The sequence below is a fragment of the Kitasatospora sp. NPDC059648 genome (genome assembly GCF_042734825.1).
Taxonomy (GTDB): domain Bacteria; phylum Actinomycetota; class Actinomycetes; order Streptomycetales; family Streptomycetaceae; genus Kitasatospora.
Genome location: NZ_JBHWDU010000128.1, coordinates 1 through 16,167, shown reverse-complemented (window position 1 = coordinate 16,167; position 16,167 = coordinate 1). Strand labels below are relative to the sequence as shown.

Annotated in this window: 14 protein-coding genes; 6 read left to right on the top strand and 8 right to left on the bottom strand. The window is 72.7% G+C overall.

The genetic code is table 11. From position 1 onward, the window contains the following. Positions 1–43 precede the first annotated feature (43 nt). On the bottom strand, positions 44–1,582 hold the full coding sequence (gene miaB / locus ACFV1W_RS37840; RefSeq protein WP_380421831.1) for a tRNA (N6-isopentenyl adenosine(37)-C2)-methylthiotransferase MiaB: 1,539 nt from the start codon (positions 1,580–1,582) through the stop codon (positions 44–46). Between the two features lie 139 nt (positions 1,583–1,721). Here miaB and ACFV1W_RS37835 point away from each other — a divergent pair, with 139 nt between their 5' ends. Next, positions 1,722–2,741 carry a TAXI family TRAP transporter solute-binding subunit gene (locus ACFV1W_RS37835; protein WP_380421830.1) on the top strand — a complete coding sequence of 340 codons (1,020 nt, stop codon included), beginning with the start codon at positions 1,722–1,724 and terminating at the stop codon, positions 2,739–2,741. A gap of 12 nt (positions 2,742–2,753) precedes the next feature. Here the strand turns inward: ACFV1W_RS37835 and ACFV1W_RS37830 are convergent, their stop codons facing one another. Together ACFV1W_RS37830 and ACFV1W_RS37825 are read right to left on the bottom strand one after the other, a co-directional pair. Further along, entirely contained in the window at positions 2,754–4,187 is a 1,434-nt protein-coding gene (locus tag ACFV1W_RS37830; protein ID WP_380421829.1) for a sensor histidine kinase, read from the bottom strand. 6 nt (positions 4,188–4,193) lie between these two features. Next, positions 4,194–4,952 carry a response regulator transcription factor gene (locus tag ACFV1W_RS37825; RefSeq protein ID WP_380421828.1) on the bottom strand — a complete coding sequence of 253 codons (759 nt, stop codon included), beginning with the start codon at positions 4,950–4,952 and terminating at the stop codon, positions 4,194–4,196. A 391-nt stretch (positions 4,953–5,343) separates the two neighbouring features. Between ACFV1W_RS37825 and ACFV1W_RS37820 the strand changes: the two genes are divergently transcribed. The 5 genes from ACFV1W_RS37820 to ACFV1W_RS37800 all read left to right on the top strand — a co-directional run bounded on the left by ACFV1W_RS37820 (position 5,344) and on the right by ACFV1W_RS37800 (position 10,512). Continuing rightward, a complete protein-coding gene (locus tag ACFV1W_RS37820; RefSeq protein WP_380421827.1) occupies positions 5,344–6,117 on the top strand; it encodes an amino acid ABC transporter ATP-binding protein in 774 nt (257 codons plus the stop codon). 118 nt (positions 6,118–6,235) lie between these two features. Beyond that, on the top strand, positions 6,236–7,138 hold the full coding sequence (locus ACFV1W_RS37815; protein WP_380421826.1) for a glutamate ABC transporter substrate-binding protein: 903 nt from the start codon (positions 6,236–6,238) through the stop codon (positions 7,136–7,138). Positions 7,139–7,181: 43 nt separating this feature from the next. Then, the gene (locus tag ACFV1W_RS37810; RefSeq protein WP_380421825.1) at positions 7,182–7,832 is read left to right on the top strand and encodes an amino acid ABC transporter permease; all 651 of its coding nucleotides are present in this window, start codon (positions 7,182–7,184) and stop codon (positions 7,830–7,832) included. Further along, on the top strand, positions 7,829–8,674 hold the full coding sequence (locus ACFV1W_RS37805) for an amino acid ABC transporter permease (protein WP_380421824.1): 846 nt from the start codon (positions 7,829–7,831) through the stop codon (positions 8,672–8,674). The genes ACFV1W_RS37810 and ACFV1W_RS37805 overlap by 4 nt, the downstream gene beginning before the upstream one ends. A 122-nt stretch (positions 8,675–8,796) precedes the next feature. Beyond that, positions 8,797–10,512, top strand: a complete 1,716-nt coding sequence (locus ACFV1W_RS37800; protein ID WP_380421823.1) for an FAD-dependent monooxygenase — start codon at positions 8,797–8,799, stop codon at positions 10,510–10,512. On the opposite strand, the gene rny is transcribed toward ACFV1W_RS37800, so the two are convergent. From rny to ACFV1W_RS37775, 5 genes are all read right to left on the bottom strand, one after another. Continuing rightward, positions 10,509–11,975, bottom strand: coding sequence for a ribonuclease Y (rny, locus tag ACFV1W_RS37795; protein ID WP_380421822.1), 1,467 nt, complete (start codon positions 11,973–11,975; stop codon positions 10,509–10,511). The genes ACFV1W_RS37800 and rny overlap by 4 nt on opposite strands. A gap of 128 nt (positions 11,976–12,103) precedes the next feature. Then, complete coding sequence (gene recX, locus ACFV1W_RS37790) at positions 12,104–13,036, bottom strand: recombination regulator RecX (protein ID WP_380421821.1); 933 nt, start codon at positions 13,034–13,036, stop codon at positions 12,104–12,106. Between the two features lie 4 nt (positions 13,037–13,040). Further along, positions 13,041–14,156: a recombinase RecA gene (gene recA / locus ACFV1W_RS37785; RefSeq protein ID WP_380421820.1), complete on the bottom strand. Its 1,116-nt coding sequence runs from the start codon at positions 14,154–14,156 to the stop codon at positions 13,041–13,043. A 210-nt stretch (positions 14,157–14,366) separates the two neighbouring features. After that, positions 14,367–15,581: an AI-2E family transporter gene (locus ACFV1W_RS37780; RefSeq protein WP_380421819.1), complete on the bottom strand. Its 1,215-nt coding sequence runs from the start codon at positions 15,579–15,581 to the stop codon at positions 14,367–14,369. A 36-nt stretch (positions 15,582–15,617) separates the two neighbouring features. Then, complete coding sequence (locus tag ACFV1W_RS37775) at positions 15,618–15,812, bottom strand: DUF3046 domain-containing protein (protein WP_380421818.1); 195 nt, start codon at positions 15,810–15,812, stop codon at positions 15,618–15,620. Positions 15,813–16,167: the final 355 nt, after the last annotated feature.

The following is a 16,167-nucleotide window of genomic DNA, read 5'->3' as shown; positions in this document are numbered from 1 at the left end:
GGAGCGCAGGTGCTCCCGCCGGGCCGCCGTCAGGGCGCGGGTGTCAGTCGCCGCAGCAGGCGCCGCCCGCCGGGGCGGCCAGCGGCAGCTCGGCCGGGGCGCCGATCTTCGGCAGGCCGAGCATCACGCCGGCCGGCTTGTCGGCGGCCTTGGCCTGGCGCTTCTCCCAGGCGTCGCCCGCCCGGGTGCGGCGCACGGCGAGGGCCGGGCCCTCGGCCAGCAGGTGGTGCGGGGCGGCGTAGGTGATCTCGACGGTCACCATGTCGCCCGGGCGCACCGGCTCCTCCGGCTTCGTGCCGTGCTCGTCGTCCGACCCTCGGAGCCTCGGGTTGAAGTGGACCAGCCGGTTGTCGGGCGCGCGCCCGGACAGCCGCTGGGTCCGGTCGTCCTTCTTGCCCTCGCCCTCGGCGACCAGGACCTCCAGGACGCGGCCGACCTGCTTCTTGTTCTCGTCCCAGGAGATCTCCTCCTGGAGCGCGATCAGCCGGTCGTAGCGGGCCTGGACGACCTCCTTCGGCACCTGGTCCTCCATCTCCGCGGCGGGAGTGCCGGGGCGCTTGGAGTACTGGAAGGTGAAGGCGTTGGTGAAGCGGGCCTCGCGGACGACGTGCATCGTCTCCTCGAAGTCCTCCTCGGTCTCCCCGGGGAAGCCCACGATGATGTCGGTGGAGATCGCCGCGTCCGGCATCGCCTCGCGGACCTTGCGGATGATCCCGAGGAAACGCTCCTGCCGGTAGGAGCGGCGCATCGCCTTGAGGACGCGGTCCGAGCCGGACTGCAGCGGCATGTGCAGCTGGTGCATCACGCTCGGGGTCTCGGCCATCGCGGCGATCACGTCGTCGGTGAAGTCGCGCGGGTGCGGCGAGGTGAAGCGGATCCGCTCCAGGCCCTCGATCTGGCCGGCCGCGCGCAGCAGCTTGGAGAAGGCCTCGCGGTCGCCCAGGTCGGAGCCGTAGGCGTTGACGTTCTGGCCGAGCAGGGTCACCTCGATGACGCCCTCGTCCACCAGCGCCTCGATCTCGGCGAGGACGTCGCCGGGGCGGCGGTCCTCCTCCTTGCCGCGCAGCGCGGGGACGATGCAGAAGGTGCAGGTGTTGTTGCAGCCGACCGAGATGGCGACCCAGGCCGCGTACGCGGACTCGCGGCGGGTGGGCAGCGTGGAGGGGAAGGTCTCCAGCGACTCCAGGATCTCGACCTGGGCCTTGCGCTCGACGGCGGCCCGCTCCAGCAGCGCCGGCAGGTGGCCGATGTTGTGGGTGCCGAACACCACGTCGACCCAGGGGGCGCGCTTGACGATGGTCTCGCGGTCCTTCTGGGCCAGGCAGCCGCCGACGGCGATCTGCATGCCCTGGTGGCGGCTCTTGGCCGGCGCGAGCTGTCCGAGGTTGCCGTACAGCTTGTTGTCGGCGTTCTCGCGCACCGCACAGGTGTTGAACACGACCAGGTCCGGGTCGCCGTCCGGACCGGCCTTGACGTACCCGGCGTCCTCCAGCAGGCCGGACAGCCGCTCGGAGTCGTGGACGTTCATCTGACAGCCGTGCGTGACGACCTTGTAGCTCTTCAATCCGCTCTCACCGCTCACCAGACCAGGGTACGGGCAGCCGCGAGCCGGTTTTTCCGGAGCTTCACCGCGGCGGTCCCGGAGCTTCGCCGATCGGCTCCCGCAGCTTCGCCGGTCCGTTCCCCTCCCGTTCGGCCCAAGCGCCTGGCACTATCCCTGCATGACCCCCACCGTTCCGTCACGTCTCGGCGCCGCCGTCCGTCGCGCGGCCCGCAGCCCGTTGTGGCGGACGGTGCTGGTGCTGGTACTGCTGGTCGCCGGCCTGGGCGGCTGGTGGCTGTCCGCGGGCCGCTCGCCCGGGTACCCGCGCGGGGAGACCCACTTCGCGACCGGCGTCCCGCGCGGGGTCTACGACCGGTACGGGCAACTGCTGCGGGCCCACGTCTCGCAGACCATGCCGGGGGTGCGGCTGGCCCTGGACAGCACCGACGGCTCGGTGGAGAACCTGACCAGGGTGATCAACGGCCAGGACACCTTCGCCATCGCCACCGCCGACGCGGTCGCCGCCTACCAGGGCCCCGGCAAGGACCGGCTGCGGGCGATCGCCCGGCTGTACGACGACTACCTGCAGCTGATCGTCCCGGCCGACTCCCCGGTGCACCGCACCGCCGACCTCAAGGGCCTGCGGGTCGGCGTCGGGCTGCCGCAGTCCGGGGTGAACCTGGTGACCAGGCGGCTGCTGACCGCGGCCGGGCTGGACCCGGACCACGACATCACCGCCGTCCCGGCGGGCGTCAGCGACGGCTCGGACGAGCTGCGCGAGGGCAGGCTGGACGCCTTCTTCTGGTCCGGCGGCCTGCCCACCAGCGCGCTCACCGACCTCTCCGAACGCTTCCGGATCCGGATCGTCCCGCTGGCCGACCTGTCCGAGGCGCTGCACAAGGCGGAGGGCGACGGCATCGGCGCCTACCGGGCGGCCACCATGCCCAAGGGCACCTATCCGAACGCCGAGCCCAAGGACCCGGTCGCCACCATGGCCGTGCCCAACCTGCTGGTCACCCGGGACGACGTGGACCCGGGCTTGGTGGAGGGCATGACCCGGGCGGTGATAGACAGCCGGGACCAGATCGGCGCCCAGGTGCACGCCGCCCAGCTGGTCGACCTGCGCACCGCCGTCTACACCGACCCGCTCCCGCTGCACGTGGGCGCGGCGCGCTACTACCGGTCGGTGAAACCCTAGGGCCCCGGGGCCCTACGGCCGTTCCGGCCGCGGCACCGCCAGGGTCACCGCGAGCCCGGTCGGCTCGACCGGGGCGAAGCCGAGCGTGCCGCCGCCGGCCGCCAGCAGGGTGCGGGCGATCGACAGGCCCAGCCCGGAGCCGTCCACGTTCTGGTGCCGCGCGCTGCGCCAGAACCGGTCCCCGGCCCGGGACAGCTCGTCCTCGGTCAGCCCCGGTCCGGCGTCGCTGACGGTCACCGCGACCTCGTCCCGGCGCACCGCTACCCGCAGCCGCACCTCGCTGCCGGACGGGCCGAACTTGAGCGCGTTGTCCAGGACGGCGTCCAGTGCGGAGCCGAAGCCGATCGGGTCCGCCATGCCGATCGCCAGCGCCGGGCCGTCCCAGCGCAGGTCGATCCCGCGCTGTGCGGCCACCGGCCGCCAGCCGTCCACCCGGGCGAGGGTCAGCTGGGCGAGATCGGTCTGCTCGGGTTCGGGACGGGCGTGCTCGGCGGTGGCCAGCCCGAGCAGGTCGTCCAGCACCCGGGCCAGCCGGGAGCCCTCCTCCCGCACACCGCCGAGCTCCTCCTCGTGCCCCTCCGGCAGTTCCAGGCCGAGCACCTCGACCCGCAGCAGCAGGGCCGAGAGCGGGTTGCGCAGCTGGTGCGAGGCGTCCGCGACGAAGGCCTTCTGCTGGTCCATGGCGTGCACCACGTGGTCCGCCATCTCGTTGAACGACCGCGCCAGCCGCTGGAGTTCGGGCGGTCCGCCGCCGGGTGCGACCCGTGCGGCCATCCGGCCGGTCGCTATGTCGTGGGTGGCCCGGTCCAGGGTGCGCACCGGGCGCAGCACCCACTCGGTGAGCCGCACGGCCAGCAGCACGGCGACGGCCATCGCGGCCGCCTCGCCGCCGGCGAGCACCAGCCACTTGTGCAGCACCCGGGCCCGCAGCGCCCCGGCCGGGGACTCGCTCAGCACCACCGCGACCACGTCGCCGTCGCGCACCACCGGGGCGGCGACGGTGATCGTCCGCTCCTGGGACCACGGCCAGACCTGCGGCGGGTTGTGGCTGCGCCGGCCGTCCAGCGCCTCCTGGAAGGCCTGGGCGCCCCAGCCGACGGCGGGCACCCGCCAGTCGCGCGGCGCGACCGCGATCGGTGCGCCGTCGCGCTGGAAGATGCCCAGGCGCACGCCGTACAGGTCGAAGTAGCGCTGGACCTCGGCCTCGATGGCGTGCCGCCGGCTGAGGTCGCCGGGGGCGGGCTCCGGGTCGGCCTTGAGCGCGGAGTCCAGGGCGGCGGCGCCGGAGGTGGGCAGGTCCTGCGCGAACCGGGCGGCGTCGTCGAGCCGGTCGACCACCACCCTGCTCTGCTCGGCCGCCGCGAACGCCGCCGCGAGCGGCAGCCCCAGGGCAGCCAGGACGCAGAGCATGAGGGCGATCAGGATGCCGAGCAGGCGGGTGCGCACGTGCGGTCAGTGCTCCGCGGGGGCAGACGGGGCCGGGGCGGCCGCGGTGGAGGTCGGGCCGTCGGGGATCAGCCGGTAGCCGACGCCGCGCACGGCCTCGACCAGGCCCGGCAGCGCGAGCTTGTTGCGCAGCGAGCCGATGTGCACCTCCAGGGTGCGGCCGTTGCCCTCCCAGCCGCTGCGCCAGACCTCGCTGAAGATCTGCTCGCGCCGGTAGACCACGCCGGGGCTCTGGGCGAGCAGCGCCAGCAGGTCGAACTCCTTGCGGGTGAGCGGCACGTCGCGACCGTCCACGCTGACCCGGCGGCGCTCCCGGTCGATCCGGATGCCGCGGGACTCCAGCGGGCCGCGCTGCTGCGGTACGGCGTCGGGCGCGGACGCCGCCACCGAGGACGGCTGGGCGCCGCGGCGGGCCACCGCGTGGATGCGGGCGAGCAGCTCGCCCATGTCGTACGGCTTGGTGACGTAGTCGTCGGCGCCCAGGTTGAGGCCGTGGATCCGGGAGCGGATGTCGGCGCGGGCCGTCACCATGATCACCGGGACCCCGCTGCCGGCCCGGATCCGGCTGCACACCTCGAAGCCGTCGCGGTCGGGCAGCCCGAGGTCGAGCAGCACGACGCGGTACGGCTCGTCGCCGTCCGGCACCAGGGCGTCCAGCGCCTCGTGCCCGCTGCGGGCGTGCCGCACCTGGAAGCCGTGCCGGCCGAGCACCGCGACCAGTGCCGCGGCCACGCGTTCGTCGTCCTCGACTAGCAGCAGTCGCATCCCGTTCTCCTCCCTCCCCACGTGGTCGCCGGGCCGATTCGGTAGGGGCCCGGTCCTGCGCAGTATGGGCCAGTGCGCGGCCCGGCGCCAGGTTCGACCGCGTACCGGGCTCGTGGGGGACGGGGAGCACCCGCACGGATTCCCGCTGTGACATGCCCCGTCGGCACACTCGCGAACAGTGCGTACGCGCCGTGTGGCCGTTTCGTGATCCTCAAGTTCCGCTCAGATCGGCTGACGGGGCACCGTCAGCGCTCCTAAGGTCGCCCCACCGGGGGCTGCGGCTCCGCCGGTCGCGGCTCCCGGATTCGCACCACCTCTGCCACCCAAGGGAGTTGGGACTTCTTGGGTAGGCACGAAACGACCCAGTTCGACACAGTAGGGAGCAGGCGCGATGACCGAGAGCCCGGTCGAGGACTCCACCCCCGCAGCCGCCCCGCTGGTCGTGCTGAGCAACGTCAACAAGCACTACGGCGCGCTGCACGTGCTCCAGGACATCGACCTGGAGATCGAGCAGGGCGAGGTGGTCGTGCTGATCGGCCCCTCCGGGTCCGGCAAGTCCACGCTCTGCCGGACGATCAACCGGCTGGAGACGATCGACTCCGGCACGATCACCCTGTCCGGCCGCCCGCTGCCCGCCGAGGGACGGGAGCTGGCCAAGCTGCGCGCCGAGGTCGGCATGGTGTTCCAGAGCTTCAACCTGTTCGCGCACAAGACCGTGCTGGAGAACGTGGTCCTGGCCCAGGTCAAGGTCCGCAAGGTGCTCCGCTCGCACGCCGAGAAGACCGCCCGCGAGCTGCTCGACCGGGTCGGTGTCGGCGCGCAGGCGGACAAGTACCCGGCCCAGCTCTCCGGCGGCCAGCAGCAGCGCGTGGCCATCGCCCGGGCGCTGGCGATGAAGCCGAAGGTGATGCTCTTCGACGAGCCGACCTCCGCGCTCGACCCGGAGATGGTCAACGAGGTGCTGGAGGTCATGCGCCAGCTGGCCGCCGACGGCATGACGATGGTCGTCGTCACCCACGAGATGGGCTTCGCCCGCTCCGCCGCGAACCGGGTGCTGTTCATGGCCGACGGGAAGATCGTCGAGCAGAACACCCCGGACGCGTTCTTCACCGCGCCGCGCTCCGACCGCGCCAAGGACTTCCTCTCGAAGATCCTGCACCACTGACGCTTCGAGACCACGCGGGGCCACCTCCGGCAACGGCGCCGGACGGCCCTGCCCGTGCACGACTTCCAGACGCCAGAGCCCGGTCCGCCCGTGGCCCAGCCCCAGGAGTACACCCCTCATGAGGACTTCCCGCACCCTCGCCGTGGCGCTCTGTGCCGTCGCGCTCACCGCCACCGCCGCCTGTGGCAAGGACGGCACCCCCTCCTCCAACGCGGCGACCGCGAGCAACGCCCCGGCTCTTCCGACCTACACGGTCAAGACCGACGTCAAGATCGACTCCCCGGTCATCACCGAGGCCAGGAAGCGCGGCCAGCTGATCATCGGCGCCAAGGCCGACCAGCCGAACCTCGGCTGGGAGGACGTCGCCAGCGGCGACCGCAGCGGCTTCGACATCGAGATAGCCAAGATGGTCGCCGCCGACCTGGGCTTCACCCCGCAGCAGATCAAGTGGCAGACCCTGGTCTCCTCGCAGCGCGAGCCGGCCATCGCCAAGGGCCAGATCGACTTCTACGTCGGCACCTACAGCATCAACGACGAGCGCAAGAAGACGGTCTCCTTCGCCGGCCCGTACTACATCGCCGGCCAGGACTTCCTGGTGAAGAGCGACAACACCTCGATCACAGGCCCGGACAGCATCAGCGGCAAGAACATCTGCACCGCCACCGGCTCGACCTCGATCAAGAACATCCAGCCGTACAACCCGAAGGTCACCCAGTTCGACACCTACTCGGCCTGCGTCGAGAAGCTGATGTCCGGCGAGGTCGACGCGGTCACCACCGACGACGCGATCCTCAAGGGCTACGCCTCCAAGTACGCCCCCAAGCTCAAGGTGGTCGGCAAGCCGTTCACCAAGGAGAACTACGGCGTCGGCCTGAACAAGGACGACAAGGTGCTGCGCGACGCGATCAGCGACGCCCTGAAGGCCCACGAGGACAACGGCGACTGGAAGAAGGCCTACGACGCGACCCTGGGCGCGTCCGGTTCGGCCGCCCCGGCGATCCCGACCCTCGACCGCTACTGATCCACCCCCGCTTCCCGACCATCTGTGAGAGGAGGGCCGCCGGATGGGGTTCCTGTTCGAGCAGGACAACTTCGCGTTGTTCCGCGACGGCTTCCTGCAGACGATCGAGCTGAGCGCGCTCAGCGCCCTGCTCGCCCTGCTGCTGGGCACCCTGCTGGCGGCCTTCCGGGTCTCCCCGGTGCCGGTCCTGCGCGCCTTCGGCACCACCTGGGTGACGCTGTTCCGCAACACCCCGCTGACCCTGCTGTTCTTCGCCGTCACCTTCGGCCTGCCGCCGCTCGGGGTGCACTTCAGCCACCTCACCTTCGCGGTGCTGGCGCTCGGCGGGTACACCGCCTCGTTCGTCTGCGAGGTGATCCGCTCCGGCATCAACACCGTGCCGCTCGGCCAGGCGGAGGCGGCCCGCAGCCTCGGCATGAACTTCTTCCAGACCCTCACCCTGGTGGTCCTGCCACAGGCCTCCCGGACGGTGCTGGGCCCGATGAGCAGCGTGTTCATCGCGCTGCCCAGGAACTCGGCGATCGCCGGCGCGTTCAGCGTCAGCGAGCTGTACAGCGCCCAGCAGACCTTCTCCGAGCGCGGCTACTCGATCTTCTCGATCTTCTTCTGGGTGGCCTGCGCCTACCTGCTGATCAGCGCGACGGTCGCCTCCCTCTTCCGCTTCCTGGAATCCCGACTGGCGGTGGTCCGATGAGTCTCCAGCGGCAGGACTCGGCGAGCGTCCTCTACGACATCCCCGGCCCCCGGACCCGCGCCCGCTACCGGCTGTTCGGCGTGCTCTCGCTGCTCGGCATCGCGGGGCTGCTCTGGTACGCCGTCAGCGCGCTCGCCGACAACGGCCAGTTCGACGCCGACCTGTGGGACCCGTTCCAGTACAACTTCGTCCAGCAGATGATCGTGGACGGCCTGCTGGCCACCCTGAAGGCCTTCGGCCTGGCGGCCGCCTTCTCGCTCACCCTGGGCGCGCTGCTGGCCTCCGGCACGCTCTCCGACCACCGGCCGGTCCGCTGGGTCTGCACCGCGGTCGTCCAGTTCTTCCGGGCGATGCCGCTGCTGATCCTGATCGTGGCGCTCTACTACGCGTTCTTCGCCAAGGACCCGATGTGGGCGCTGGTGCTCGGCCTCACCCTCTACAACGGCTCGGTCCAGGCCGAGATCATCCGCAGCGGCGTCAACGCCGTCCCGCGCGGCCAGGGCGAGGCGGCGTACGCCCTCGGGATGCGCAAGACCCAGGTGATGTCCACCATCCTGGTGCCGCAGGCCGTCCGCTCGATGCTGCCGTCGATGATCGGCCAGCTGGTCGTCACCCTCAAGGACACCTCGCTCGGCTACATCATCACGTACAACGAGCTGCTGTTCATGGGCAAGAAGATCGCCAGCCAGCCGATGAACGCCGCGGGCTTCCCCTACATCCCCGTGGTGCTGGTGATCGCGCCGATCTACATCGCGCTGTGCCTGCTGCTGACCGCGCTCGCGCGGTGGATCGAAGCACGCGGCCGTCGCGGCGCGAACCGGCGCACTTCAGCTGCTGCTTGACGGACACGCAGGTGAACTGTTGCATTGCTGTTCGTGACACCTCCCGGGAGCATCCACGCGGCATATGCGGCAGCGGTAACTGACGCCGGCCCATGGGCCGGTTCGTGCCCGGAGGTCCCCGCATGGACCCGGTGATCGTGGTCGGGGCCGGACCGGTCGGTCTGGCCCTGGCCCTCGCGCTGGCCCGGCACGAGGTGCCGACCGTCGTCCTGGACGAGGGCTCCGGGCTCTGCCCCGAGGGCCCCCGCAGCGTCGTCCTCGGCGCCGACGCCACCGCCTTCCTGACCAGGATCGGCTACTCCCGGGCCGTCTCCGACTCGGCGCTGTGGGACTCCTTCGCCATCTGGCGTCGCCGCCAGGAGGTGCTGCGGATCGACCTCACCGACTCGCCCACCTTCCACCTCCCCCAGCACCGCCTCCAGCGCGGCCTGCGCGACGCCCTGACCGGCACCCCGCTGGTCCGGCTGGTCCCCCTGAACCGGGTCGTCGAGCTCGAACAGGACCGGGACGGGGTCAGCGTCCGCACCCACGGCACCCAGGACGGCACCGCCGCCTGGTGGCGCGGCAGCCACCTGGTCGGCTGCGACGGCGCCCGCTCCACCGTCCGCAAGCTGCTGAAGATCCGCTTCCCCGGCCGCCCGGCCGTCGACCGCAACGCCGTCGCCACCGTCCGGGTCGACCTGCCCTTCGACGGCGCCCGGCTGCACCGCGAACCCCCGTGGCGCGGCGACCGCGAAGCCACCGCGCGGCCGCTGCCGGACGGCGTCTGGCGGCTCGACTGGCGACTGCCCCCGGGCCGGCCCGCTCCCACCGAACCGGTCGACCCGCACGCCACCTGGCCCGGCATCGTCACCGGCGACACCCTGCTCACCCGGGTCACCTCGACCCTCACCGGCTGGTGCGGCGAACTCCCCCGCTACGAGCTGCTCGCCGCCGCCGACCACACCGCCCAGCAGCGCCTGGCCGCCCGCTTCCGCAGCGGCCGCTGCTTCCTGGCCGGCGACGCCGCCCACCTGCACGGCGCACTCGGCATGCAGAACCTCGCCGACGGGCTGCGCGACGCCGACAACCTCGCCTGGCGGCTCGCCCTCGCCTGGCACCTCCACTCCGGCGGCCCCCAGCCCGGTGGCTCCCTGCTGGACGGCTACGAGGCCGAACGCCGCGGCGCGGTCGGTGCCCGACTGCGCGCCGTCGACCAGTCCATGCCGCTGCTGCGCCCGCTGCGCGGCTGGCAGCAGACCCGGCGCTCGCTGCTGGTCGGCGGCTTCCGCAAGCACGCCCCGCTGCTCGCCGACGGCCAGCTGGGCACCGGCCGCTTCGGCGGCGCTCCCGCCTACCCGGCGGCGCCCTCCGGCGTCCCCGGCCGGGTGCCGGTGCAACGCGGCGCGCGCGGCGCCACCTCGCTCAGCGAGCTGCTGCCCGCCACCGCCCCCGGCGTGCTCGTCCCGGACCTGCCGGTGCTCGCCGACGACGGCACCCCGGACCACCTGCACGCCCGGCTCGGCACCACCTTCCTGCTGCTCCTGGTCGCCCCCGGCACAACCGTCTGGTCGGCCGAGCACTGGCTCGGCGCCGGGCTGATGCCCCGGCTGGCCGAGGTCGCCGCCGCGCTGCCGGTGCCGGCCGAGGTGCTCGTCACCGAGGAGTACCCCGGCGCCGGGCCGCACACCGTGCTGCTGATCCGCCCGGACGGCCACCTGGTCGGCGTCACCCAGGGCGCCGCCGCCGAGGAGCTCCTGGCACTCGCCGACCGCGCCCGCGGCGGCCCGGCCCCGATCGCCGCCCAGCCCGAACCGGAGCCGGCCCAGGAGCCCCAGGAAGTGGATTCCGCCAGCTAACCGGCGACGGCCGTGGCCCGGCTCTCCCGGACGACCGTGACCCGGATCTGACCCGGGTAGGTGAGCTCCGCCGAGACCTGCCGGGCCACCTCACGGGCGATCAGCTCCGCACCGAGGTCGTCCACCGCGTCCGGCCGCACCATCACCCGGACCTCGCGCCCGGCCTGCATCGCGTACACCTCGGCCACCCCCGGGTGCGAGCGTGCGATCTCCTCCAGCCGGGCCAGCCGCCGCACGTACAGTTCCAGCGACTCCTTGCGCGCCCCCGGCCGCCCGCCTGAGCAGGCGTCCGCAGCCTGGGTCAGCACGGCCGTCACGGTACGGGGCTCCACCTCGCCGTGGTGCGCGGCTATCGCGTGCACCACCTCCGGGTCCTCCCCGAACCGCCGGGCGAGGTCCGCGCCGACCGCCGCGTGGCTGCCCTCGGCCTCGTGGGTGAGCGCCTTGCCGATGTCGTGCAGCAGCGCCGCCCGGCGCACCGGCTCAGGGTCCACCCCCAGTTCGGCGGCCATCATCCCGGCCAGGTGCGCGGACTCCAGCAGGTGCCCGAGCACGTTCTGCCCGTAGGAGGCGCGGTAGCGCAGCGAGCCCAGGGTGCGCACGAGTTCGGGGTGCATCCCACCGATCCGGGCGTCCAGCAGGGCTTCCTCACCGGCCCGTACGCAGCGCTGCTCGACCTCCAGCCGGCTGCGCTCGTGGACGTGCTCGATCCGGCTCGGCTGGATCCGGCCGTCCTCGACCAGCTGTTCCAGGGTGAGCCGGGCGGCCTCCCGGCGGACCGGGTCGAAGCAGGAGAGCTGCACCGAGGCGGGGGTGTCGTCGATGATCAGGTTGACGCCGGTGGCCGCCTCGAAGGCGCGGATGTTGCGGCCCTCGCGGCCGATGATCCGGCCCTTCATGCCCTCGCCGGGCAGCCGGAAGACGGTGACGGCGGTCTCCGCGGTCTGCTCCGAGGCCAGCCGCTGGAGCGCCGCTGCGAGGATGTCCCGGGCCCGGCGCTCGCCCTCCTCCCTCGCCCCGCGCTCGATCTCCCGGACCGTGACGGCCGCCTCCCGCCGGGCCGACTCCTCGGCCTCGCGGAGCAGTTGGGCGTGCGCCTGCTCGGCGGAGAGCCCGGCGGCACGCTCCAGCGCCTCGGCCCGACGGGCCGCCAGCACCTCGACTTCGCCCCGCGATCGATCCAACTCGGCCGAGCGCTGTGCGAGTTCGTCCTCCCGTCGGCGCAGTCGGCGCAGCTCCTCGGCCAGGTTCTCCTCGCGGCGGGCGAGTTCGGTCCGCTGCCGAGCGGACTGTTCCTCGGCCTGTCGGCGGTCCCGCTCGGCCTCGGCCAGGGCCTGCCGCTGCGCGGCCCGCAGTCGCCCGATCACCACGGCCAGCACCGCGAGCACCAGCAGGACGGCGACGCCCGCCCCGACGACCGGCACCAGGGCGCCACCCGTGCCGATGCCCGCCGAGATCCTCATCCGCCCCACTCCCCGTCCCTGCGCGGGGCACGTCCGGAAGCGGCCCCGCACTGAGTGCGAGGCTAGGTGCGGGTCACGAAAGGGTCAAGACTGGCCCTGGTTCAGACCAAAAACCCGCTGATCCTCCGCTACTCCCACTGCGTCCCGGCCGGTTCACCGGACGCCTCCTCCTCCAGCGCGCCGCGCACCACCCGGAAGGCCAGCCCCTCGGAGTAGCCGCGTCGGGCCAGCATCCCGACCAGCCGCCGGGTGCGGACCTGCGGGTCCAGCCCCCGGGTGGACCGCAGCTTGCGCTCGACCAGCGCCCGGGCCGCGTCCGTCTCGTCGTCGTGGTCGAGCTGGGCGACGGCCTGCTCGACCAGGTCGGCGGCCACTCCCTTGGTGCGCAGCTCCTGGGCCAGCGCCCGCCGGGACAGGCCCCGGACGGCGTGCCGGGACTCCACCCAGGCGGCGGCGAAGGCGGCGTCGTCGATCAGCCCGACCTCCTCCAGCCGGGTGAGCACCTCCTCGGCGACGTCCTCCGGGATCTCCCGCTTGCGCAGGGCGTCGGCGAGCTGCTTGCGCGACTTGGCCGCACCGGTGAGCAGCCGCAGGCAGATGCCCCGGGCGCGGCTCTCCGGATCGGCCTCCTCCTCGGCCCGCTTGCGGGAGGGACGGGCGGCGTCCTCCTCGCCCGGCGGGCCCTCGGCGGAGCGCGTGCTCCGCCGACCGCGGCGAGCTCGGGCGGGCGAGGCGGCCGCACCCCCGTGACCGGCCGCATCGCTCCCGCCCGGACCCCGCGCCGCGGGCATGCCGCCGCCTGCGGCCTCCGACTCCTCGGCCAGCGCCGAGCGACGCCGGCGGCGGCCGGAGGGCAGCTCGGAGGCGGAGACCAGGCCGAGCGCCTCCACCGGCTGAGCCGGTCCGGGCGCCGCGCCGCGCGCCACCCGGACCGGAGTCCGGTCGGACCGTGGCCGCGGCTCAGGTTCGGGCTCCGCGACCGCGGCGAACCAGTCCGGCGGCCCGTAGTCGTCGTCCTCCGGGCCCGCCGGGCCTGCGCCCACCATGTCGTACTGCGTCAACGGCTCAGGCCTTGGCAGCCGCCGTCTTCTTCGCCGCGGCCGTCTTGGCGGCGGTCGCGGCGATCGGCTTCGCGGCGCCGTCGGCGGCGACGGCCTCCGGCGCGGCCTCGGCCGGCTCCTCGGTCTTCGGCCCGATGCCGAGCTTGCCCTTGATCTTCCGCTCGATCTCGTCGGCGAGCTGCGGGTTGTCCCGCAGGAAGTTGCGGGCGTTCTCCTTGCCCTGGCCGAGCTGGTCGCCCTCGTAGGTGTACCAGGCGCCGGACTTGCGGATGAACCCGTGCTCCACGCCCATGTCGATCAGGCCGCCCTCGCGGCTGATGCCGATGCCGTAGAGGATGTCGAACTCGGCCTGCTTGAACGGCGCGGCGACCTTGTTCTTGACGACCTTGACGCGGGTGCGGTTGCCGACCGCCTCGGTGCCGTCCTTCAGGGTCTCGATCCGGCGGATGTCCAGTCGGACCGAGGCGTAGAACTTCAGCGCCCGGCCACCCGTCGTGGTCTCCGGCGAGCCGAACATCACGCCGATCTTCTCGCGCAGCTGGTTGATGAAGATGGCGGTGGTGTTCGACTGGTTCAGCGCACCGGCGATCTTGCGCAGCGCCTGGCTCATCAGGCGGGCCTGCAGACCGACGTGCGAGTCACCCATCTCGCCCTCGATCTCGGCGCGCGGGACGAGGGCCGCGACCGAGTCGATGATCACCAGGTCGATCGCGCCGGAGCGGATCAGCATGTCGGTGATCTCCAGGGCCTGCTCACCGGTGTCCGGCTGGCTGACCAGCAGGGCGTCGGTGTCCACGCCGAGCTTCTTGGCGTACTCGGGGTCGAGCGCGTGCTCCGCGTCGACGAAGGCGACCGTGCCGCCGGCCCGCTGGGCGTTGGCGGCCAGGTGCAGGGTCAGGGTGGTCTTGCCGGAGGACTCGGGGCCGTAGATCTCGATCACTCGGCCGCGCGGGATGCCGCCGACCCCGAGGGCGACGTCCAGGGCGGTCGACCCGGTGGAGATCACCTCGACCGGCTCGTTCGCCTTCTCACCGAGGCGCATCACCGAGCCCTTGCCGAACTGCCGCTCGATCTGGGCGAGCGCGGTCTCCAGGGCCTTCTCGCGGTCCGTACCTGCCATGGCTTTTTCCCTCGGGTTCTGTGCTGTGCGCTTCATCGTCATCGACGCTAGCGCGTCCCACTGACAAACGAGCCCCACCCGGCTCGGCCTGTGGAAAACTCCTCGCCGGAGAGTACAAAGAACATCTGTTCGATTCAAGCCTCGCGGCTCCGAACACGCCGCGGGGCGGCTGGCAGGGTCACCCCCGGCCGCCCGCCCCGGCACCGTCCGTCACTGCCCGTCGCCGCCGACCATCCGGCGCAGCCGCCGCGCCGCCTCGCGCCGCAGCTCCCGGCGGGCCCGCCGCTGCTCGCCCCGGTCGATCCGCGGATCGGTCGCCACCTCGTACCGCCGCACATACGTCCCGACGAAGCCCTGCAGGGTCGCCGCCGCCGGGATCGCGATCAGGGCGCCCACCGCCCCCAGCAGCGCCGCCCCCGCGATCACCGCGCCGAAGGCCACCGCCGGGTGCACGTCCACCGTCCTCGCGGTGATCCTCGGGTGCAGCACGTAGTTCTCGATCTGCTGGTAGACCACCGTGAAGACGAGCACCCACAACGCGTCCACCGGCTCCACGGTCAGCGCGACCAGCACCGGCAGCGCACCCGCCAGGTACGTCCCGATGGTCGGCACGAACTGCGACATGACGCCGACCCAGATGGCCAGCGCGGCCGAGTACGGCAGGTCGATCAGCGCGAACATCACCCAGTGCCCGGCCGCCGACACCACCGCCAGCACCGCCCGGGAGTACAGGTAGCCACCCGTCTTGGCCAGCGCGATCTCCCAGGCCCGCAACACCTCCCCCTGCCTGGCGGGCGGCAGCAACGAGCACACCGTCCGCCGAACCCGCGGCCCCTCGGCGGTGAAGTAGAAGGTGAACAGCCCCACCGTGAACGTCTGGAACAGCCCGCCGATCAGCGTCGACGAGACACCCCAGACGTTGTCCGCCGCCTGTTGGGCGTACCCCTCGATCGTCCCGGAGTCCTTCAGCACCCGCTTCTGCAACTCGCCCAGCGACAGGTCCTGGTGGAACGTCCGGTTGACCCAGCCCATCAGATTGTCGACCAGGTGCGGCATGTCTCCGGCGATCTTCGCCACCTGATCCACCAACAGCGTGCCGAGCGCCGCGAGGAACCCCACCACCGCCACCCCGACCGCCACGAACACCAGGAAGGTCCCCACCCCCCGGCGCACCCCCCGCGCCGCCATCCGGTCCACGGCCGGCTCCAGCGCCAACGAGAGGAAGAACGCCACCAACAACATCACGAACAGGTCGATCAGCTGCCGAAAAGCCCAGTCCGCGAGCTGGAACAGCCCGACCAGCACCAGGAACAGCACCATCGCCCGGGGCAACCAGGGCGGCATCCCGCCCCACAACACCCCATCACGCCCGGCCCGTTCCCCCTCGGCACCCCGCAGGCGCTCCTGCTCTCCACTCGTAGTCACCCGAACAGTCTGGCCCACCGCCCCCACACCGACCGCTCAGCGCAGCGACGCCGAAACCCCCTGCGTCTCGCACACCACCCGCCACACGTCCTTGGCCTCCCACCCCGCCTCCAACGCCTGCCGCACCGTCCGCCCGCCCAACTCACTCATCACGTGATCAGACGCGAACGACTCCGCGTACCCCTCCCCGAAGTGCGCATACATCCGTCGCCAGAACTCGGTCAGCCTCATACCCCCCAGTATCCCGGAGTCCCACCCCTCCCTCGCGGGCGCGTCGGCGACGCCCCACCCCCCCACGACACCCTGCTCTCAGTCGCGCAGGCGACGCCTCGCGCGCCCACCACCCACCACCCCGCGCGCCCACCCCCTCCACCTCCCCCACCCCCACACACACCCGACCCAGGCGAGAGGGACGCGCTGCGGGAGGGGCGGTGGAGGGGGTGGCTGCGGAAGGGGGCGTGACGGGTGATTTTCAGACTGCCGACGACCCCCAGCACCCCACGATGAGAGTCGGCAGTCCGAAAATCACCCAGCCCCCCGAGCGGCCACCCCCGGCCACGCCCCCGCCCCCCCCCCCCCCCGGGCC